At 74.8% G+C, this 16183-nt stretch carries 12 protein-coding genes; 2 read left to right on the top strand and 10 right to left on the bottom strand.

All coding sequences use genetic code 11. From position 1 onward, the window contains the following. Window positions 1-20 precede the first annotated feature (20 nt). Both IF30_RS0108390 and IF30_RS0108385 read left to right on the top strand, forming a co-directional pair. Window positions 21-1442, top strand: coding sequence for a diaminobutyrate--2-oxoglutarate transaminase (locus tag IF30_RS0108390; RefSeq protein WP_051709545.1), 1422 nt, complete (start codon window positions 21-23; stop codon window positions 1440-1442). After that, on the top strand, window positions 1439-2953 hold the full coding sequence (locus IF30_RS0108385) for a pyridoxal phosphate-dependent decarboxylase family protein (RefSeq protein WP_234322628.1): 1515 nt from the start codon (window positions 1439-1441) through the stop codon (window positions 2951-2953). Before IF30_RS0108390 ends, IF30_RS0108385 begins: the two co-directional genes overlap by 4 nt. Window positions 2954-3073: 120 nt before the next feature. Here the strand turns inward: IF30_RS0108385 and IF30_RS0108380 are convergent, their stop codons facing one another. The 10 genes from IF30_RS0108380 to IF30_RS0108335 all read right to left on the bottom strand — a co-directional run bounded on the left by IF30_RS0108380 (window position 3074) and on the right by IF30_RS0108335 (window position 15836). Beyond that, entirely contained in the window at window positions 3074-3871 is a 798-nt protein-coding gene (locus tag IF30_RS0108380; RefSeq protein ID WP_030234204.1) for an inositol monophosphatase family protein, read from the bottom strand. Window positions 3872-4117: 246 nt separating this feature from the next. Continuing rightward, window positions 4118-5320 (bottom strand): type III PLP-dependent enzyme, encoded by a 1203-nt coding sequence (locus IF30_RS0108375; protein ID WP_030234202.1) that lies wholly within the window; start codon window positions 5318-5320, stop codon window positions 4118-4120. Next, window positions 5317-7134, bottom strand: a complete 1818-nt coding sequence (locus IF30_RS0108370; protein WP_078891241.1) for an IucA/IucC family protein — start codon at window positions 7132-7134, stop codon at window positions 5317-5319. Before IF30_RS0108370 ends, IF30_RS0108375 begins: the two co-directional genes overlap by 4 nt. A 116-nt stretch (window positions 7135-7250) precedes the next feature. Continuing rightward, entirely contained in the window at window positions 7251-8474 is a 1224-nt protein-coding gene (locus tag IF30_RS0108365) for an MFS transporter (RefSeq protein WP_030234196.1), read from the bottom strand. Next, window positions 8471-10408, bottom strand: a complete 1938-nt coding sequence (locus tag IF30_RS0108360; RefSeq protein WP_063752538.1) for an IucA/IucC family protein — start codon at window positions 10406-10408, stop codon at window positions 8471-8473. The genes IF30_RS0108365 and IF30_RS0108360 overlap by 4 nt, the downstream gene beginning before the upstream one ends. After that, window positions 10405-11631, bottom strand: a complete 1227-nt coding sequence (locus IF30_RS0108355; RefSeq protein WP_030234192.1) for an ATP-grasp domain-containing protein — start codon at window positions 11629-11631, stop codon at window positions 10405-10407. Before IF30_RS0108355 ends, IF30_RS0108360 begins: the two co-directional genes overlap by 4 nt. 212 nt (window positions 11632-11843) lie before the next feature. Beyond that, window positions 11844-12842: an ABC transporter substrate-binding protein gene (locus IF30_RS0108350; protein WP_030234190.1), complete on the bottom strand. Its 999-nt coding sequence runs from the start codon at window positions 12840-12842 to the stop codon at window positions 11844-11846. A 68-nt stretch (window positions 12843-12910) separates the two neighbouring features. Further along, a complete protein-coding gene (locus IF30_RS0108345) occupies window positions 12911-13840 on the bottom strand; it encodes an ABC transporter ATP-binding protein (protein ID WP_078891225.1) in 930 nt (309 codons plus the stop codon). Continuing rightward, a complete protein-coding gene (locus tag IF30_RS0108340) occupies window positions 13840-14874 on the bottom strand; it encodes an iron ABC transporter permease (RefSeq protein WP_030234184.1) in 1035 nt (344 codons plus the stop codon). Before IF30_RS0108340 ends, IF30_RS0108345 begins: the two co-directional genes overlap by 1 nt. Further along, the gene (locus tag IF30_RS0108335) at window positions 14871-15836 is read right to left on the bottom strand and encodes a FecCD family ABC transporter permease (RefSeq protein WP_234322636.1); all 966 of its coding nucleotides are present in this window, start codon (window positions 15834-15836) and stop codon (window positions 14871-14873) included. Before IF30_RS0108335 ends, IF30_RS0108340 begins: the two co-directional genes overlap by 4 nt. Between the last annotated feature and the right edge of the window lie 347 nt (window positions 15837-16183).

The raw sequence follows: 16183 nt of genomic DNA, 5'->3' as shown, positions 1-16183 counted from the left end.
CCCCCGCCGGCGGTGAGGCCATCCTGCGCCGTCAGCGCGTCCGCGAATCCGCCGCCAGAACGTACGCCCGCTCCTTCCCGATCGTCCCGGTCCGCGCCAACGGCATGACCGTCGAGGGTGCCGACGGGCGGCGCTACCTCGACTGCCTCTCCGGCGCCGGCACGCTCGCCCTCGGCCACAACCACCCCGTGGTGCTGGAGGCCATCCGCCGCACCCTCGACAGCGGCGCACCGCTGCACCTGCTCGACCTCGCCACCGCCGAGAAGGACGACTTCACCAGCGCACTGTTCGAAAGCCTGCCCGCCGAGTTCGCCGCCCGCGCCCGGGTGCACTTCTGCGGCCCGGCCGGCACGGACGCCGTCGAGGCCGCGCTCAAGCTGATGCAGACCGCCACCGGCCGCTCCGGCGCGCTCGCCTTCACCGGCGGGTACCACGGCATGACCGCCGGCGCCCTCGCGCTCACCGGCAACGTCGCCGTCAAGGAACCGCTGCCCAGCGGCGGCGAGGTCGCCCGGCTGCCCTACCCGTACGGCTACCGGTGCCCCTTCGGCGTCGGCGGCGAGGCGGGCACCGGACTCGCCGCGACGTACGTCGAGCGGCTGCTGGACGACCCGTCGGGCGGCGTGGTGCCGCCCGCGGCGATGGTGCTGGAAGCCGTCCAGGGCGAGGGCGGCGTCGTGCCCGCGCCCGACGGCTGGCTGCGCGACATGCGCCGGATCACCGCCGACCGCGGCATCCCGCTGATCGTCGACGAGGTCCAGACCGGCGTCGGCCGCACCGGCGCGATGTGGGCGGTCGAGCACAGCGGCATCGTCCCGGACGCCATGGTCCTCTCCAAGGCCATCGGCGGCAGCCTGCCGCTCGCCGTCGTCGTCTACCGCGAGGACTACGACGGCTGGCAGCCCGGCGCCCACACCGGCACCTTCCGCGGCAACACCCTCGCCATGGCCGCCGGCGCCGCGACCCTGCGGTACGTCGCCGCGCACGGGCTGGCCGAGCGCGCGGGCGCCGTCGGCGATCGGATGGCGGCCCGACTGCGCGAACTCGCGGCCGAACTGCCGGTGATCGGCGACGTGCGCGGCCGGGGGCTGATGCTCGGCATCGAACTGGTCGACCCGTCGGCTCCGGCCGACACCTGCGGCGCCCACCCGGCCGACCCGGCGCTCGCCGTACGGGTGCGGGAGGCGTGCCTGGAACGAGGCCTGATCGTCGAACTCGGCGGCCGCCACGACGCGGTGCTGCGGCTGCTCCCGCCGCTCACCATCACGGACGAGCAGGTCACGGCGGTGCTCGACCGGTTGGCGGAGGCGATCGCGGCCGCCTCCGCTCCCGGCGCGGGAAGGGGCACCGCTGCTCCCGGGGCAGGGAGGGGCACCGCTGCTCCCGGGGCACAGGCGGTCGCCGCCGCTACTGCCGGCGGCGCGGGAAGGAAGGAGCGGTGAGTCGGCCCGCGTCCGGTCCGGTCGGGCTGCCCGAGGGTGACGTCCCGCCGGACGCCCTGGCGGGCGGTGCGGGCGGCCCCGGTGCGCTCGGACCCCTCCTGGCCACCGTCCTGGACTCCCTCGACGCGGGCATCGCCATGCGCTCCGGACCACTGCCCGCGGGCAGCCCGGCCGAGATCGCCGCGCTGGTCCGCGACGCCCTCGCCGACGCCGGCGGACGCGGCGCGCTCGCCCGGCTCACCGAACTCCTCGCCTACGGCGCCGCCGACCCCGCCGACCCGGCGTGCGCCGCGCACCTGCACTGCCCGCCGCTGGCCGTCGCCGCCGCGGCGGACCTCGCCGTGAGCGCCCTCAACCCCTCCCAGGACTCCTGGGACCAGGCCCCCGCGGCCACCGCCCTGGAAACCTCCCTGCTCGCCGAACTCGCCGAACTGGTCGGCTACGACCCGCAGCGCTCCGCCGGAGTCCTCACCTCCGGCGGCACCGAGTCCAACCTGATGGGACTCATGCTGGCGCGCGACCAGAAGCTCGACGGCATCGTCGAGTTGGACGGACTCCCGCCCGGCGTCCGCCCCTGCATCATCGCCTCCGAGGCGGCACACTTCTCCGTCCAGCGCGCCGCCGCACTGCTCGGGCTCGGCGAACGGGCCGTCGTCCCCGTCCCGGTCGACCGGCAACTCCGGATGCGGGAGAGCGAGTTGGAACGGGCGCTGGCCGAGGCCGGTTGGGCGGGCCGGACCCCGATCGCCCTGGTCGCCACCGCCGGCACCACCGACACCGGAGCGATCGACCCGCTCGCCGCAGCCGCCGACCTCGCCGCCCGGTACGGCGCCTGGCTCCACGTGGACGCCGCGTACGGCGGCGGGGCACTCCTCTCCGACCGGCTCGCCCCGCTGCTCGACGGCATCGCCCGCGCCGACTCCGTCTCCCTCGACTGGCACAAACTCGGCTGGCAGCCGGCCGCCGCCGGGGTCTTCCTGGTCCGCCGCGCCGAAACCTACGTCTCGCTCGCCCGCCGTGCCGAATACCTCAACCCGGTCGACGACGAACAGGCCGGCTACCCCAGCCTGCTCGGCCGCTCGCTGCGCACCACCCGCCGCGCCGACGCCTTCAAACTCGCCGTCACCCTGCGCACCCTCGGCCGGGACGGCCTCGGCCGCCTCGTCGACGCCTGCCACGACCTGGCCCACGCGGCCGCGGACGCCGTCCGCGCCGACCCCTCGCTCGAACTCCACGCCGAGCCCGTCCTCACCGCCGTCCTCTTCCGCTACCGCCCGCCCGGCGTGACGGACGAGGCGACGCTGGACGAGATGAACGGCCGGCTGCGGCGCCTGCTGCTACGCACCGGCCGGGCGGTGGTGGGCCGTACGGAGTTGCCGGGGGCCGGGCCGGGTCGGGTGCGGCTGAAGCTCACGCTGCTCAACCCGCACACGACGGCGGGCGAGGTCGGCGCGCTGCTGCGGGAGGTGGTCGGCGCGGGCCGCAAGGTGGCGGGGGAGCGCGCGGGGTAGGAGCGGTGGGGCGGCCGGCCGACCGGCGCCGGGCAGGCGGGGCGGTCGGGACGGTCGGGCAGGCGGGACGGTCGGGCGGGCGGGGCGGCAGGCCGCCGGGACCGGTCGGCCCCGGGCGGGTCAGTCGCCCAGGAGGACCCTGCGGCTGAGCTCCCAGGTGTCGGGGTCCGAGGCGACCAGGAGGCCGTCCTCGCAGCCGGGCGCCTCGGGACGGTACGGGCTGCCGTCCAGGCGGGCCGAGACGCCGCCCGCCTCGGTGACGAGCAGGGAGCCGGGGGCGTGGTCCCAGGGGAGGGTGCGCCAGTAGAGCAGGAAGTCGAAACGGCCCTCGATGAGGTCCGGGTACTCGATCCCGGCGGCATGCCGACCCGGGGAGATGTCGCCGAAGGCCGCGACGTTGGCCTGCAGGCGGGTGCGGTGCTCGGGGTTGAGGTAGCGGCTCTTCACCGAGCCGCGCAGCTTCGCGGCGTCCCGGGGTGCGGGCGGGCGGGTGAGGCGCTCGCCGTCGCGCCAGGCGCCCGAGCCCAGCTCGGCCCGGTAGGCGGTGGCGGTGGCGGGCTGCCAGATCCAGGAGGCGACCGTCCGGCCGTCGCGGACGAGCGAGCACATCACGGCGTACTCGGGGCGGCCGGCCACGAAGTTCGAGGTGCCGTCGACCGGGTCGACCAGCCAGGCGGCAGGCTCGTCGTGGAGGGCCTGGGCGAGCGAGGGATCCGCGGAGACCGCCTCCTCGCCGACCACGGGGACCGGCAGCAGCTCGTACAGGCGGCGGGCGATGATGGCCTCGGCCTCCCGGTCGGCGATCGTCACGACCTCGCCGGGCGCCTTCTCCATCACCTCGCCGGCGGCCAGCGCCCGGAAGCGCGGCTCCACCGCCTCGGCCGATGCCTCGGCGAGTATCTCCGCCACCTTGTCCATCAGCACGTTTGCGCTCCCTTCGCTGCCTACCACTCTCCCATGAGTGGCGGAAGAGGGCGGTCGGGGGACGGGGGCGCGGGGCGGCCGGCAACGGAGAGCGAGCGGGAGACCGCGGACAGGTGGGAGCGAACGGATTCCAGCTGACGGAATTCGACCTCTGTCCGCTGGAATCCGTCCGCTGGAATCCGTCGGCGGAAAGCCGTTCGCCGACATCCGTCCCGCTGCGGGTGGTCCCCCTCGACCCCGTCAGCCGCCCAGGTAGTGGAAGCCGGGGCGGGGGTGCATCAGGAACTCGTGGTGGGAGATGTTCCACGCGTACGCGCCGGCCATGGCGAACAGCACGCGGTCCGCCGCCCGCAGCCCGCCCGCGCCGTCCGCGGCGCGGGCGAGGACGTCCTTGGGCGTGCACAACTGCCCGGCCAGGGTGGCGCGCCCGGTGGTGACGGCGGGGCGCGGCCACCGGTGCGGCCAGGCGGACACCGGCAGCACGTCGAAGGGCTGGGAGTGCCCCCGGGTCGCGGGGGTGCGCAGGTGGTGGGTGCCGCCGCGGACCACGGCGAAGTCCTCGCCGTGGCTCTGCTTCACGTCCAGCACCTCGGTCGCGTACCAGCCGCAGTAGGCGGTCAGTGCCCGGCCCGGCTCGATCCGCAGGGTGAGTCCGGGGTGCGCGTCGAGGAGCTTGGCCAGGCCTTCACCGAAGGCCGTCCAGTCGAAGCGCGCGGCCGGGTCCTCGTAGTCCACGGCCATTCCGCCACCGATGTTGACCTCCTCCAGCGGGAAGCCGAGCCGCCCGGCGAGCGCCGCCGACCAGGCGACGATCTGCGAGGCCACCGACAGCTGCTCCGTCGCGGCGAGCCCGCTCGCCAGGTGGGCGTGCACACCGCGCAGGCGCAGTCGCCGCCCCAGCGGGCCGTCGCCGGTGAGCAGCCGGACGCACTCCTCGGCCTGCTCGGGGTCGAGGCCGAACGGCGTCGGGCGTCCACCCATCGCGAGCGGCACCGCGTCGAGCGCGTCCGTGGCGACCGCCAGGTTGACCCGCAGCAGCACGTCCACGGTCGTGTCCGGCCGGTCCGCGAGGACGGCGGCGAGCCGGTGCAGCTCCTGCTCGCTCTCCACGTGCCAGCGGTGCACCCCGGCCGCGACCGCGGCCTCGATCTCCGCCGGGGTCTTGCCCGGCCCGCCGAAGGCCAGCGGAGCGTCCGGCACGGCGGCCCGCACGTGCGCCAACTCGCCTCCGCTGGACACCTCGTAGCCGTCGACCGCGTCGCGCAGCGCGGTCAGCAGCGGCGCCTCCGGGTTGGCCTTGGCGGCGTAGTACAGCTCGACCCGCTCGGGCAGTGCGGCCCGGACGGCGGCGGCGTGCTCGCGCAGCGCGGCCAGGTCGTAGAGGTAGGCGGGCAGTTCCTCGGGCGCGAGGGCGGCGGCGCGGCTGCGGACGGTCTCGGTCATCGGGCGGTGCTCCCGGCGGGAAGGCGGACGGCCGCGCCGGCGGGACGGCTGGTCGCGAGGTCGGCGGGAAGGTCGGTGGGCAGGCCCGCACGGACGTGGGCGGGCATGCGGGAGGCCTCGGCGAGGACGGAGCCGGCCAGCGGGGACGGCAGTCGGACGTAGCCGGCCTCGCGGTCGGCCTTGCGCTCCCAGCGGGTCAGCAGGTTGGCCTTGGCGGGCAGCGGGACGCCGGCGAGCAGGGCGCTCAGCCGGGGCGGGCAGCCGTGGGCGGCGGCGTACTCCTCCAGGGTGTCCCGGACGGCCTGCCAGAGCGCGCACTCCAGCTCGGGGTGGCGGTCGGCGAGCGCGGCGAGCAGTTCGGAGACGTGGTTGACCAGCAGGCAGTAGACCACCCGGTCCCAGCCGCGTTCGGCGTCGTAGGTCATCGGGCCGGCGACCTCGGGCGGGAGCTCGGCGAGGATGTCGGCGTTGTGTTCGGGGACGAGCTTGGTGCCCTCGAGGTCGCGCAGGAGCACCTGGACGGGGTGCCCGGTGGCGTCCACGCCGATGAGCACGTTCTGCAGGTGCGGCTCCAGCACCACGCCGTGGTCGAAGTAGGCGGCGAGGACGGGCGGGAGGAGCAGGCGCAGGTAGGCGCGCCACCAGCGCAGTGCCGCCGGGCCGTCCGCGGTCCCGGCTGCGGCTCCGTCCGTGGACCGGTCCCGACTCCCGTCCAGCAGGCGGGAGATGTGTGCGGAGCTGGTCGGGTGTTCGTCGGCGACGGCGGCCGCGAGCAGCGGGGTGACGCCGGGGCGCAGCACGCCGTCGAAGCCTTCGCGGACGATCAGGCCGAAGCCCTCGTACAGCGCCAGGTCAGGGCAGCCGTCGGCGCCGGGCAGGGCGAGGGTGCGGAAGGCCGGCTCGCGCAGCATCGCGGCGTCGGGGAAGCGCCGGGCGAGGTCGGTGAGCGCGGGGGTGAGCAGCCGGGTGAGCGCGACGGCACCGCTGAGCTCGTAAGCGGCGTTCTTGCGGAGGCAGTTGGTGATGCGCACGTTGAGGCTGAACTTGAGGAAGGCGTCGGTGCCGTGCAGGGTGCGCACCGAGGCGGTGGCGGTGAACCGCTCACCGCGCGGGCCGAGGTCGAGGATTTCTCCACGGGCCATGGCGTCGCGCAACAGCGGGTGGTCGCCGATGAGTTGGTACTGCCAGGGATGGACGGGCAGCAGCCGGTAGCCGTCCGGGACTTCGCCGAGCCCGTCCAGCAGGGCGGTGGCGCCCTCGTCCAGCGACTCCTCGGCGAGCAGTCCGGGGCGGACGGCGAGGTGGCGCAGCGGGAAGGCGGCACGGGACTCGGGGGCGTACCCGCACCAGTCGCCGCGGGCGGCGGAGCGGGACTTCGGCGCGGGGTGGAAGCGGTGGCCGAACAGCAGGGCCTGCTCGGACTCCAGGTAGCGGTCGCCCCCGGCGGCCGGACGGCCGTCCAGGCCCTGGCGGACGCCGTGGTGGCTGGACGCCACCTGGTCGAGGAACTCCTCGTTCACCGTGCCGGTGCGCAGCTCCAGTTCGCCCTGGACGTGTTCGGCCAGCTCGCGCCAGCCCAACTCGCGCCACCCGCCGTCCTGTTCGACCTCGACCGGCCCGGAGAAGCGGTGCGCGCCGAGCAGCGACGTGCGGCGCAGGGCGACGCGCAGCAGGGCGCCGCGGCGGGGCAGGCGCAGCAGCAGGCGTCCGTCGTCGACGGCGGTCTGGTGCTCGGGCGCGGAGACCTCGCGGAGCAGGCAGTTCAGCAGGGTGTGGGCCACCGCGTCGTCGGCGGTGGGGAGTTCGTGGTTCATCGGCTCACGGGTGCTCTGCGGGCAGGTGTCCTGCGTACGGGTGTCCTGCGGGCGAGTGCTCCGCGTACGGGTGTCCTGCATGCGGGCGTTCGGCTCACGGGTGTGCGGCTCGCGGGTCATCGGCGACTCCAGCGCTGGCGGACGGACGGGAGGGTGAGTGCGGTGGCCGCGAGGGCGGCCAGCAGGGCGGCGGCGGTGCCGGCCACCACGGGGGCGGCGGCGCCGAAACGCCCGTTGGCCAGCGCGGCGACAGCGCCGGCGGCGACGGCGCCACCCTTGGAGACGAGTTCGAGGGTGCCGAACATCCGGCCGGGCGGGCGGCCCTTGGCGGCCCCGGCGGCAAGGACGGCGAGGCAGACGAGGCCCAGCGTGAGCCCGATCCCGAGCAGCAGCCGCACCGCGATGAAGACGGGCAGCGAGTACGCGACGGCGTGCCCGGCCAGGCCGAGCGCGACGAAGCCGAAACCGAGCGCGATGCCGGTGTGCGGGCGGGAGTGGAACACCGTGTGGGTGCGGGCGGCGAACACCAGGTACCACAGGTGCGGCAGCGCGAAGAGCACGCCGGTGGTGGTGCCGTCCACGCCGGGCAGACGCTGCTGGGCAAGGGCGATGAGGTAGGGGAAGGAGATGACCGTGGCGAAGACGAACGCGAACTCGAAGGCGTAGAGCGGCAGGAGCGGCGTCGTGGCGGGCTTCTCGGCGTCCCGGCCCGGGGCGGCCTCGGGGGCCTCCGGGTGCTCCGGCTCGGGCAGCAGCGACAGGAACACCGCGGCCGCGAGGGGGAGGACGGCCATCACCAGGTACTGGCGGTGCGGGCCGACCCACGGTGAGAGCGCCCCGACCAGGATCGGCGCGGCCACCAGGGCCGCCCGGGCGCTGCCCTGCATCAGGGTGAGGGCGCGGGAGAGCCGGGGCCCGTCGAGCGCGGCCGCCAGGTAGCCGTTGGTGGCGGCGAAGGTGCCGCCGAGGAAGCCCTGGAGGACCAGCGCGAGGGTGAAGGCGGGCAGGCTGTCGGCGGCTCCGGCCAGCAGGAAGGAGACGGTGAGCCCGAGTTGGGCGCGCAGCAGTAGGCGTTTGCGGCCGAAGCGGTCGGCCAGGCGGCCCCACAGGGGTGCGCCGAGCGCGCTGAACACCGTCGGGACGATGTAGAGCACCCCCGCCCACCGGGCCTGCGAGTCGCCGAGCCCGGGCAGGATCGCGGTCAGGTAGGGCGGGAGGCCGAGCGCGGCGAAGGAGGCGACGAAGTAGCAGGCCGCGACGGCGTGCACCTGGCGCCGGCCGAGCCCGCCGGGGGGCGCGGCCGCGGTCCGGGGCTGCTGCGGCAGGGTGTCCACGGTCATCGGGCGGTCCCGTCCGTGCGGACCCGGCAGGCCGGGCGGTCGCCGGGCCGGTCGCCCCGGTGGTCGACCGGGTGTCCGCCCAGGGGGCCCCGCGGGTGGTGGCCCGGGTGGTCGCGCAGGGGGCCCCGCGGGTGGTGGCCCGGGTGGTCGACCGGGTGGTCGCGCAGGTAGTTCGGGCCGCTGGTGTAGTGCTTGTTGATGTCGGCGGCGCCCGAGCGCTGCTTGCTGAGCAGCGTGCCGGCGGTGACCATGGCCTTGACCGGCAGCCGCTCGGCGTCCAGCAGGGCCGCGCGCAGGGGTTCGCCCGTCGGTCCGATCCGTTCGACGGCCTCCGCCGTGCGCTTGCGCAACAGGGCGAGGAGGTCCGGGAGTTCTCCCCGGCCGTGGTCGGCGAGGCCGAAGGCGAGGGAGGCGGTGCACAGGTGGCCGGTGATGGTGGCGAAGAGGTCGGTCAGCGCCCGGTCGTCCTCGCCGAAGATCCGGGGGTCGTCGAACTCGCCCGGGCCTGGCGCCAGTTCACCGAGGGCTGCGGTCATCCGGGTGGTGTGCACGCGCGGGCCGTCGTCGTCCTTGTAGAGCAGCCGCAGGCCGTGCCGGTCGAGCACCAGCGAGGTGTTCTGCTGGTGCGACTCAAGGGCGATGCCGTAGCCGAACAGTGTGCTCTGCCAGCCGAGCAGCAGCTCCAACAGGGCGTCGTAGCAGGCCGGCACGTCGCCGTGGTAGTAGCGGTCGGCGAGGTGGTCGATGACCAGCCGGCCGTCGGGCGCGGGGGCCTGCAGGGCGGCGAGCGGGACGGTCGACGCCTGTTCCAGCCCGGCCGGGTAGCGGCGCAGCAGGACGGCGAGCAGTTCGTGGCCGGCGTGGGCCCAGCACTGCTCGTCGACGTGCAGGATCCGGCCGGCGAAGCGCGGCTCGCGGTCCAGGACGGCTTCGATGAGTCGCTGGCCGGCGGCTCCGTCGATCAGCGTGCCGGGCTTGATGGTGCGCCGGTTGCGGGCGCCGAGGGTGGCGGTGGCGAGCGGGAGCTTGAGGTGGCAGGTGGGGTCGTCGGAGACGGCGACGGTGCGCATGGACAGGGTCGGGACGACGGTCAGGTACGGCCGCTCGGCGAGCACCGCGCGGCCGGTCAGGCCGGTGGCCGCCAGCGCCTCGTCCAGCGACGCGCCGACGGTGAGCGGGTGGACGGGCAGGGTGGCCCAGTCGTCGCCGGGGCACTGGTCCGCGAGGCCGAGCCGGGCCGGGGTGGGCCACCAGCTCGGCAGCGGCTGCTCGCCGTGGACGGTCAGCGCACCGGCCGGGACGGCAAGCCAGCGCAGTTCGAAAGAAGGGTGGAACTCCGGTGCGTAGGCGCGCAGTTCGCGCTCGGTGAGACCGGATCGGCCGCGCGCCGTGGGGTAGACCGGGTGGTCGAGGTAGGCGGCCAGGGCGTCGTGGCCGAGGGCGGCGGTGAGCCCGGTCCAGTCGGCGGGATCGGCGCCGTAAAGGTCGCTCAGCCGCTCGTGCACCTCCGGGCGGGAGCGCTCGTGCAGCTCCATGGTGGCGAGGGTCTGGCGGCACTCCTCGGTGAAGGCCGTCCAGCCGGCCCGGTCCTCGGGCTCGGCCAGCTCGGCGAGGGCCGCCACGACGGCGTCCGGGCCGGTGATCCGGCGCCCGCCGAGTTCCAGCAGCGGCAGCCGGGCGGCGTACTCGCACTGGAAGCCCTCCGGCTCCACCGGCAGGGCGAGTTGCGCCTCGGGCTGCGGTTCGGGTCGCGGCTCGGGTCGCGGCTCGGGCACGGTCAGCCAGAGGCCGTCCGGGCGCTCCTCGACGGCGCCGCGCGTACGCAGCCCGAGGACGTCCTCGCGCAGCAGGGCGGAGAGCACGCGCAGGGTGAGCTGCTCGGCGGGGCTCAGGGGGTGGGCCCCGCCGGATGCGGGACGGTCTCCGACGGTCACGGCGTGATCTCCCAGCGGTTGGTGGCGAGGAAGCGGGCGACCGCGGCGTCCACCGCGCCCTGGTCCGTGCCGACGGCCCAGACGACGCCCAGGTAGTCGCGGTTGGTGCGGTAGTGCTCGTGGCGTTCGCCGATCGGGCGCAGCGGGCGGTAGGCGAGCCGGACGCCGTCGCGCTCCTCGTCGTACGGGCCGGGGGCGGCGGTGAGGACGCCGGCGCGGTCGGCGCAGACGACCTCGTTGCGGGCCCGGCGGGGGGTGGCGGCGCACCGCTCGGCCAGGTCGGCGGGCAACTCGCGGCCCAGGTGCGCACCGAGGACGAGCTCGAACAGGGGTATGTCGAGGATCTCGGCGAGCATCAGGTCGCACTGGTCGCCGATGGCGCGATAGTTGACCTCGATGATGCGGGCACGGCCGTCCGGTTGGACGACGAACTCGGTGTGGCAGGCGCCGAGTCCGACGCCGAGAGCGTCGAGCTGGGCGAGCACCTGGTCGACCACCGGCCGGGGGTGTGCCGGGACGAAGGTGAGCACCTCCTCGATGAAGTCCGGGGGCGGGGAGAGCCTGGTCCGGAAACCACCGAGGACGTGTCGGCGGCGGCCGTCGCCGAGGGTCTCCAGGGTGCACAGCTGTCCGTCCAGGAACTCCTCGACCACCAGGGTGGCGCCGTCCCTGCGGTGCTGGATCTCCTTGCAGCGCTGGGCGAGTTCGGCGGTGTCGGAGACCAGGGTGACGTCCTCGCTGGCGACCCCCTCGCGCGGTTTGACCACGCAGGGGAACGGCGGGTCGAGTTCGGCCGGGTCCTGCCCGGGGGCGACCTCGGCGGACCAGACGGTGTCGCGGCCGCTCACGGCGAGGTGCCGGCGCAGCTGGCCCTTGTCCTTGGCGCGCAGTGCGGCCTTCCAGTCCTTGGCCGGGAGGCCGAAGTACTCGGCGGCCAGGGCGGTCTGGGTCTGCAGGTGGTCGCTGTTGCTGAACACCGCGTCGGGGGCGTGGGCGGGGGAGGCCTCGCCGCGGCGCGAGATCAGGCTGACGACGGCGCGGAAGTCGCGGACGTCGCACTCCAGGACCTCGGGGGCGGGGCCGGGAAGCGAGGCGTACGCCTGGCGGTGGGGTTCGGGGCAGTCGGTGAGGACGGTGACGTCGAGGTCGAGGCGGGCCGCGGCGGGCAGGAAGCCGGCGGTGACCGAGTCGGTGGGGTTCAGGGCGAGCAGGTAGAGCCGCATGGAGGGGGTCCTCGGGGTCCTCGAAAGGAGTGCGTAGAAAGTGCGGGGGAGAGTTGTGGATATGGTGAAGACTGGTGGGCGAACGAATGACAGCAGACAACTTTCGAACTCTGTTATCTGTCGCCTGTCATCTGTTTTCTGTTGTCCGTGATCCGTGATCCGTCGTCCGTCAGCTGTCGGCTGACATCCGTTCGCCGCCGCCGGCGGGACGGCTACTTGGGCGCGTCCACGCCCGCAGCCTTGGCGATGTCGACGAGCATCGCGTCGGCGGCCTGCACGCCGATGCCGGACATCCAGGTCTCGTCCGGGACGTTGAAGACCTTGCCGTTCTTGACGGCGTTCAGGCCCTGCCAGACCGGGGTCTGCTGGACCTCGCTCTCCTTGGTCTTGGTCGGGTCGTCGGCGGTGGTCACGAACACGAGGTCGGCGTCGGCCTGGTTGATCTGCTCGGCACTGACCTCGACGATGTTCTGGTCGACGTCCTGCGGGGCCGGGCGGCCCAGGCCGACGTCCTTGAGGACCACGCCGCTGTAGGAGGACTTGGCGTAGAGGCGGGTCGGGCCGGCCACGAAGCGGACCACCGACGCGGTCGGCATCGTCCCGTTGTACTTGGCCTTGATCTCCTCGCCGAGCTTCTTCGCCCGCGCCTCGTAGTCCGCGACCGCCTTCTTCGCCTCGTCCTCCTTGCCGAGCGCCTGGGCGTACAGGGCCAGGTTCTCCTTCCACGGGAAGCCGGTGGTCTCGGCCAGCACGGTCGGGGCGATGGCGTTCAGCTGGGAGTACACCTTGGCGTGCCGGACCTTGGAGGAGAGGATCAGGTCGGGCTTGAGGGAGGCGATCAGCTCCAGGTTCGGCTCGTTCATCGGGCCGACGTCCTTGGTGTCCTTGATCTTGTCCTTGAGGTAGTTCGGGAACCCGCCCTCGGTCTTCATGTGCGGGGACACCGCGCCGACCGGGGTGATGCCGAGCAGGGTGACGTCGTCCAGTTCGCCGCTGTCCAGGACCACGACGCGCTTGGGCGCGCTCTTGATCTCGGCGGTGCCGGCGGCGTGCTTGACGCTGCGCGGGAACCCGGCGGCGGTGCCGGCCGAGGCGGAGGAGGACGCGGAGTCGCCGCCCGACTTGGCGCCGTCCCCGTTGCTGCCGCACGCGGCGAGCAGGGTGGTCGAGAGGGCGACGGCCAGGGCGGTGACGGGGAGTCGGCGGTTCATCGGGGTTCCTTGGATCGAGTCGAACAATGGGACGGGTAAAAGGGGGGAGGGGAGGGGCGCGGTGAAACTCAGTCGGCGGACGAGGCGCCCCCGGCGCCGGACGGCCGGACCCGCGCCCGTGGCACGACCAGTGGCGTGCCGGTCTCCGGATCGGGCACGACCCGGCACGGCACCTGGAAGACGGCCTCCACCAGCTCGGCCGTCAGCACCTCGGCCGGCGGGCCGGCGGCCGCGAGCCGTCCGTCCTTCAGCACCACGAGGTGGTCGGCGTACCGGGCGGCCTGCCCGAGGTCGTGCAGCACCATGACGACGGTGCGCCCGGCCTCGGCGTGCAGGTCGGCGACCAGGTCGAGCACGTCGAGCTGGTGACGGAGGTCCAGGAAGGTGGTGGGCTCGTCGAGCAGCAGCAGGTCGGTCTCCTGGGCGAGCGCGAGCGCGATCCAGACCCGCTGGCGCTGCCCGCCGGAGAGGTGGTCGACCTGCCGGTCGCGCAGTTCGGCGGTGCCGGTGCGCTGGAGCGCCTCCTCGACGGCGGCCTGGTCGGCCTTGGACCACGGGCTGAGCATCCGCTGGTGCGGGTAGCGCCCGAGCCGCACCAGCGCCTCGACGGTGACCGCCTCGGGGGTGACCGGCTGTTGCGGCAGCAGGCCCATCCGCTTGGCGAGCGCCCGGGCCGGCATCCGGTGGATGTCCGCGCCGTCCAGGGTGACCGTCCCGGTGGCCGGGTCGAGCAGGCGGACGAGCCCGCGCAGCAGGGTCGACTTGCCGCAGGCGTTGGGGCCGACGATCGCGGTGACGGCGTCGCCGGGCAGTTCGAGGTCGAGCCCGTCGACGATGGTCCGGTCGCCGTAGCGCAGGCCGAGGCCCCGGGCGGCGAGCCGGTTGGCGGTCGCGGCGGCGGGGCCGCCGGGAGCGGCGCCGGGGGTCGCGGCGCGCGTGGCGCCGGGGGACGTGCCATGGGAGCCGGGGGTCGCCGCGGGCGTCTCGACGGAGGTCATCAGCTGCTCCTCTGGGGAAGCCGGCCCTGGCGGATCATCAGCACCAGGAGCCAGGGCGCGCCGAGGGTGGCGGTGACGGCACCGACCGGCAGGCCGTGGACGGGGATCACGTGGAGGACCAGGAGGTCGGCGGAGAGCAGCAGCACGGCGCCGGTGAGCGCGGTGAGGCCGAGCGTGCCGAGGGTGGGCGGTCCGGCGAGGAGCCGGACCAGGTGGGGGACGGCGAGCGCGACGAAGGCGACCGGCCCGGTGAGGGCGGCGGCCAGCGAGGCGAGGGTGATGGTGAGCAGGAGCAGCCGGAGCCGGTCCCGGGCCGGGTCGAGGCCGAGACCGCCGGCCGAGTCGTCGCCGAGGTCGAGCACGGCGACGCGCCGCTGGCAGAGCAGCGCGGCGACGGAGGCCAGGGCGATGGCGGTGCCGCCGATCCACACCTCGGTCCAGTTGCGGCCGTAGAGCGAGCCGGTGGTCCACTGCAGTGCCGAGGAGGCCAGCTCGGCCGGGAACCGCACGATCATCAGGTTCACGGCGGCGGCCAGGCCCTGCTGCACCGCCAGACCGACCAGCACCAGTCGGGTGACGGCCATCTTCGAGCGCCAGGCGAAGCCGCCGAGCAGCAGCGCCGCGAGCAGCCCGCCGCCGACCGCGGCCAGCGGGATCAACTGCTGGGAGGCGCCGGCCGCGAGCATCAGCACCGCGCCGAAGGAGGCGCCGCCGGTGATGCCGATGGTGTCGGGGGCGGCCAGTGGGTTGCGGAACAGCCGCTGCAGCATCGACCCGGCCATCGCCAGCCCGGCGCCCGCGACCAGCGCCGAGACGACGCGGGGCGCCCGGAACTGCTGCACCACCAGGACGTTGCCGGGGTCGCCCTGTCCGGCGAGGGCGCGCAGGGCGTCCCACACGGAGATGTCGACCTGGCCGGTGCCGAGCGCGATGCCGGTCAGCAGCACGAGCAGTGCGGCGGCCACCAGCGACCACAGGGCGGTACGGGCCCGGCGGCGGGAGAGTGCCCGGGCGGGCAGCGCGAGCGCGGTCACCGGGCCACCTTCCGGGCCAGCACCGCGAGCAGCGGCGCGCCGAGGAACGCTGTCACGATGCCGACCTCGATCTCGGACGGGCGGACCACCAGGCGGCCGAGCACATCGGCGGCGAGCAGCAGGAGCGGACCGGCGATCAGGCAGCCCGGCAGCAGCCAGCGGTGGTCGTTGCCGAGCAGCGGGCGGACGAGGTGCGGGGCTGCCAGTCCGATGAACGCCACCGGTCCGGCGACTGCCACCGCGCCGCCCGCGAGCAGCACCACGGCCAGCCCGCCGACGATCCGGATCCGCGCCACCGGCACGCCCAGGGACTGCGCGGTCTCGTCGCCGAGCGCCAGCGCGTTGAGTGCGGGCGAGACGGCGAGGGCGCCGACCAGGCCGAGCGCGAGGAAGGGCAGGACGGGGGTGAGGGTGTCCAGGTGCCGCCCGGCGATCGAGCCGGCCAGCCAGAACCGGGCCTCGTCCAGCGTGCGGTGACTGGCCAGCATCAGCGCGGAGGTCCAGGAGGTGAGCACGACGGTGAGGACGGTGCCGCCGAGGGCGAGCCGGACCGGGTCGAGGCCCCCGCCGCGCTGGGACATCGCGTAAGCGGAGACGGCGGCGACGGCCGCTCCGGCGAAGGCGAACCAGACGTACTCGACCGGGCGGGAGAGGCCCAGCGTGTAGATCGCGGCGACCACGGCGAGGCTCGCGCCGGCGTTGATGCCGAGGGTGATGGGGGAGGCCAGCGGGTTGCGGGTGACGCCCTGGGCGACCGCCCCGGCGACGCCGAGCGCGGCCCCGACGGCCAGTCCGATGAGCGTGCGCGGCACCCGAAGGCCCGTCACCACGTCGGCGTCGCCGCCGTGGGCGGCGCCGGTGAGGGCGTCCACGACGGTCGACAGCGGGACGGATCGGGAGCCCAGCGCGAGGCTCAGGGCGGTGCACAGCACGAGCGCGCCCGCGCCGGCGGCCAGCAGCAGGGGTCGCCGGACCGCCGAGGAACGGGGCGTCGCCGGGGCTGTGGAAGTCGGCGGATCGGTTCTCAACACGAGACAAGATCTTAGGTTAGGTTTACCTAACTTCGTCAAGCTCGGGTCGGGCGGTCCGATGTGTGGATCGTGTGCGCACCGAGGCTTGGTCGGGGCGCGGATCGAAGCGGGGCGCAACGCCGATCGAGGTCCTGCGGGGGGTCGCCGGGCGGCATGAGGCATTGTAAGGTGAGCCTCACCTTAATCGATCATACGGAATCGATCTCGGGAGTGTCGATGGTTCCCGGAACACCCCTGCCCGCCGGGCCTTGCGGCGCCCCGCCCGGCGCGCCCCACGG

The organism is Streptomyces sp. NRRL S-350, from assembly GCF_000719705.1.
GTDB lineage: Bacteria > Actinomycetota > Actinomycetes > Streptomycetales > Streptomycetaceae > Kitasatospora.
Note: the sequence above shows the minus strand (reverse complement) of the source record. Positions and strands in the feature narration are given on the sequence as shown.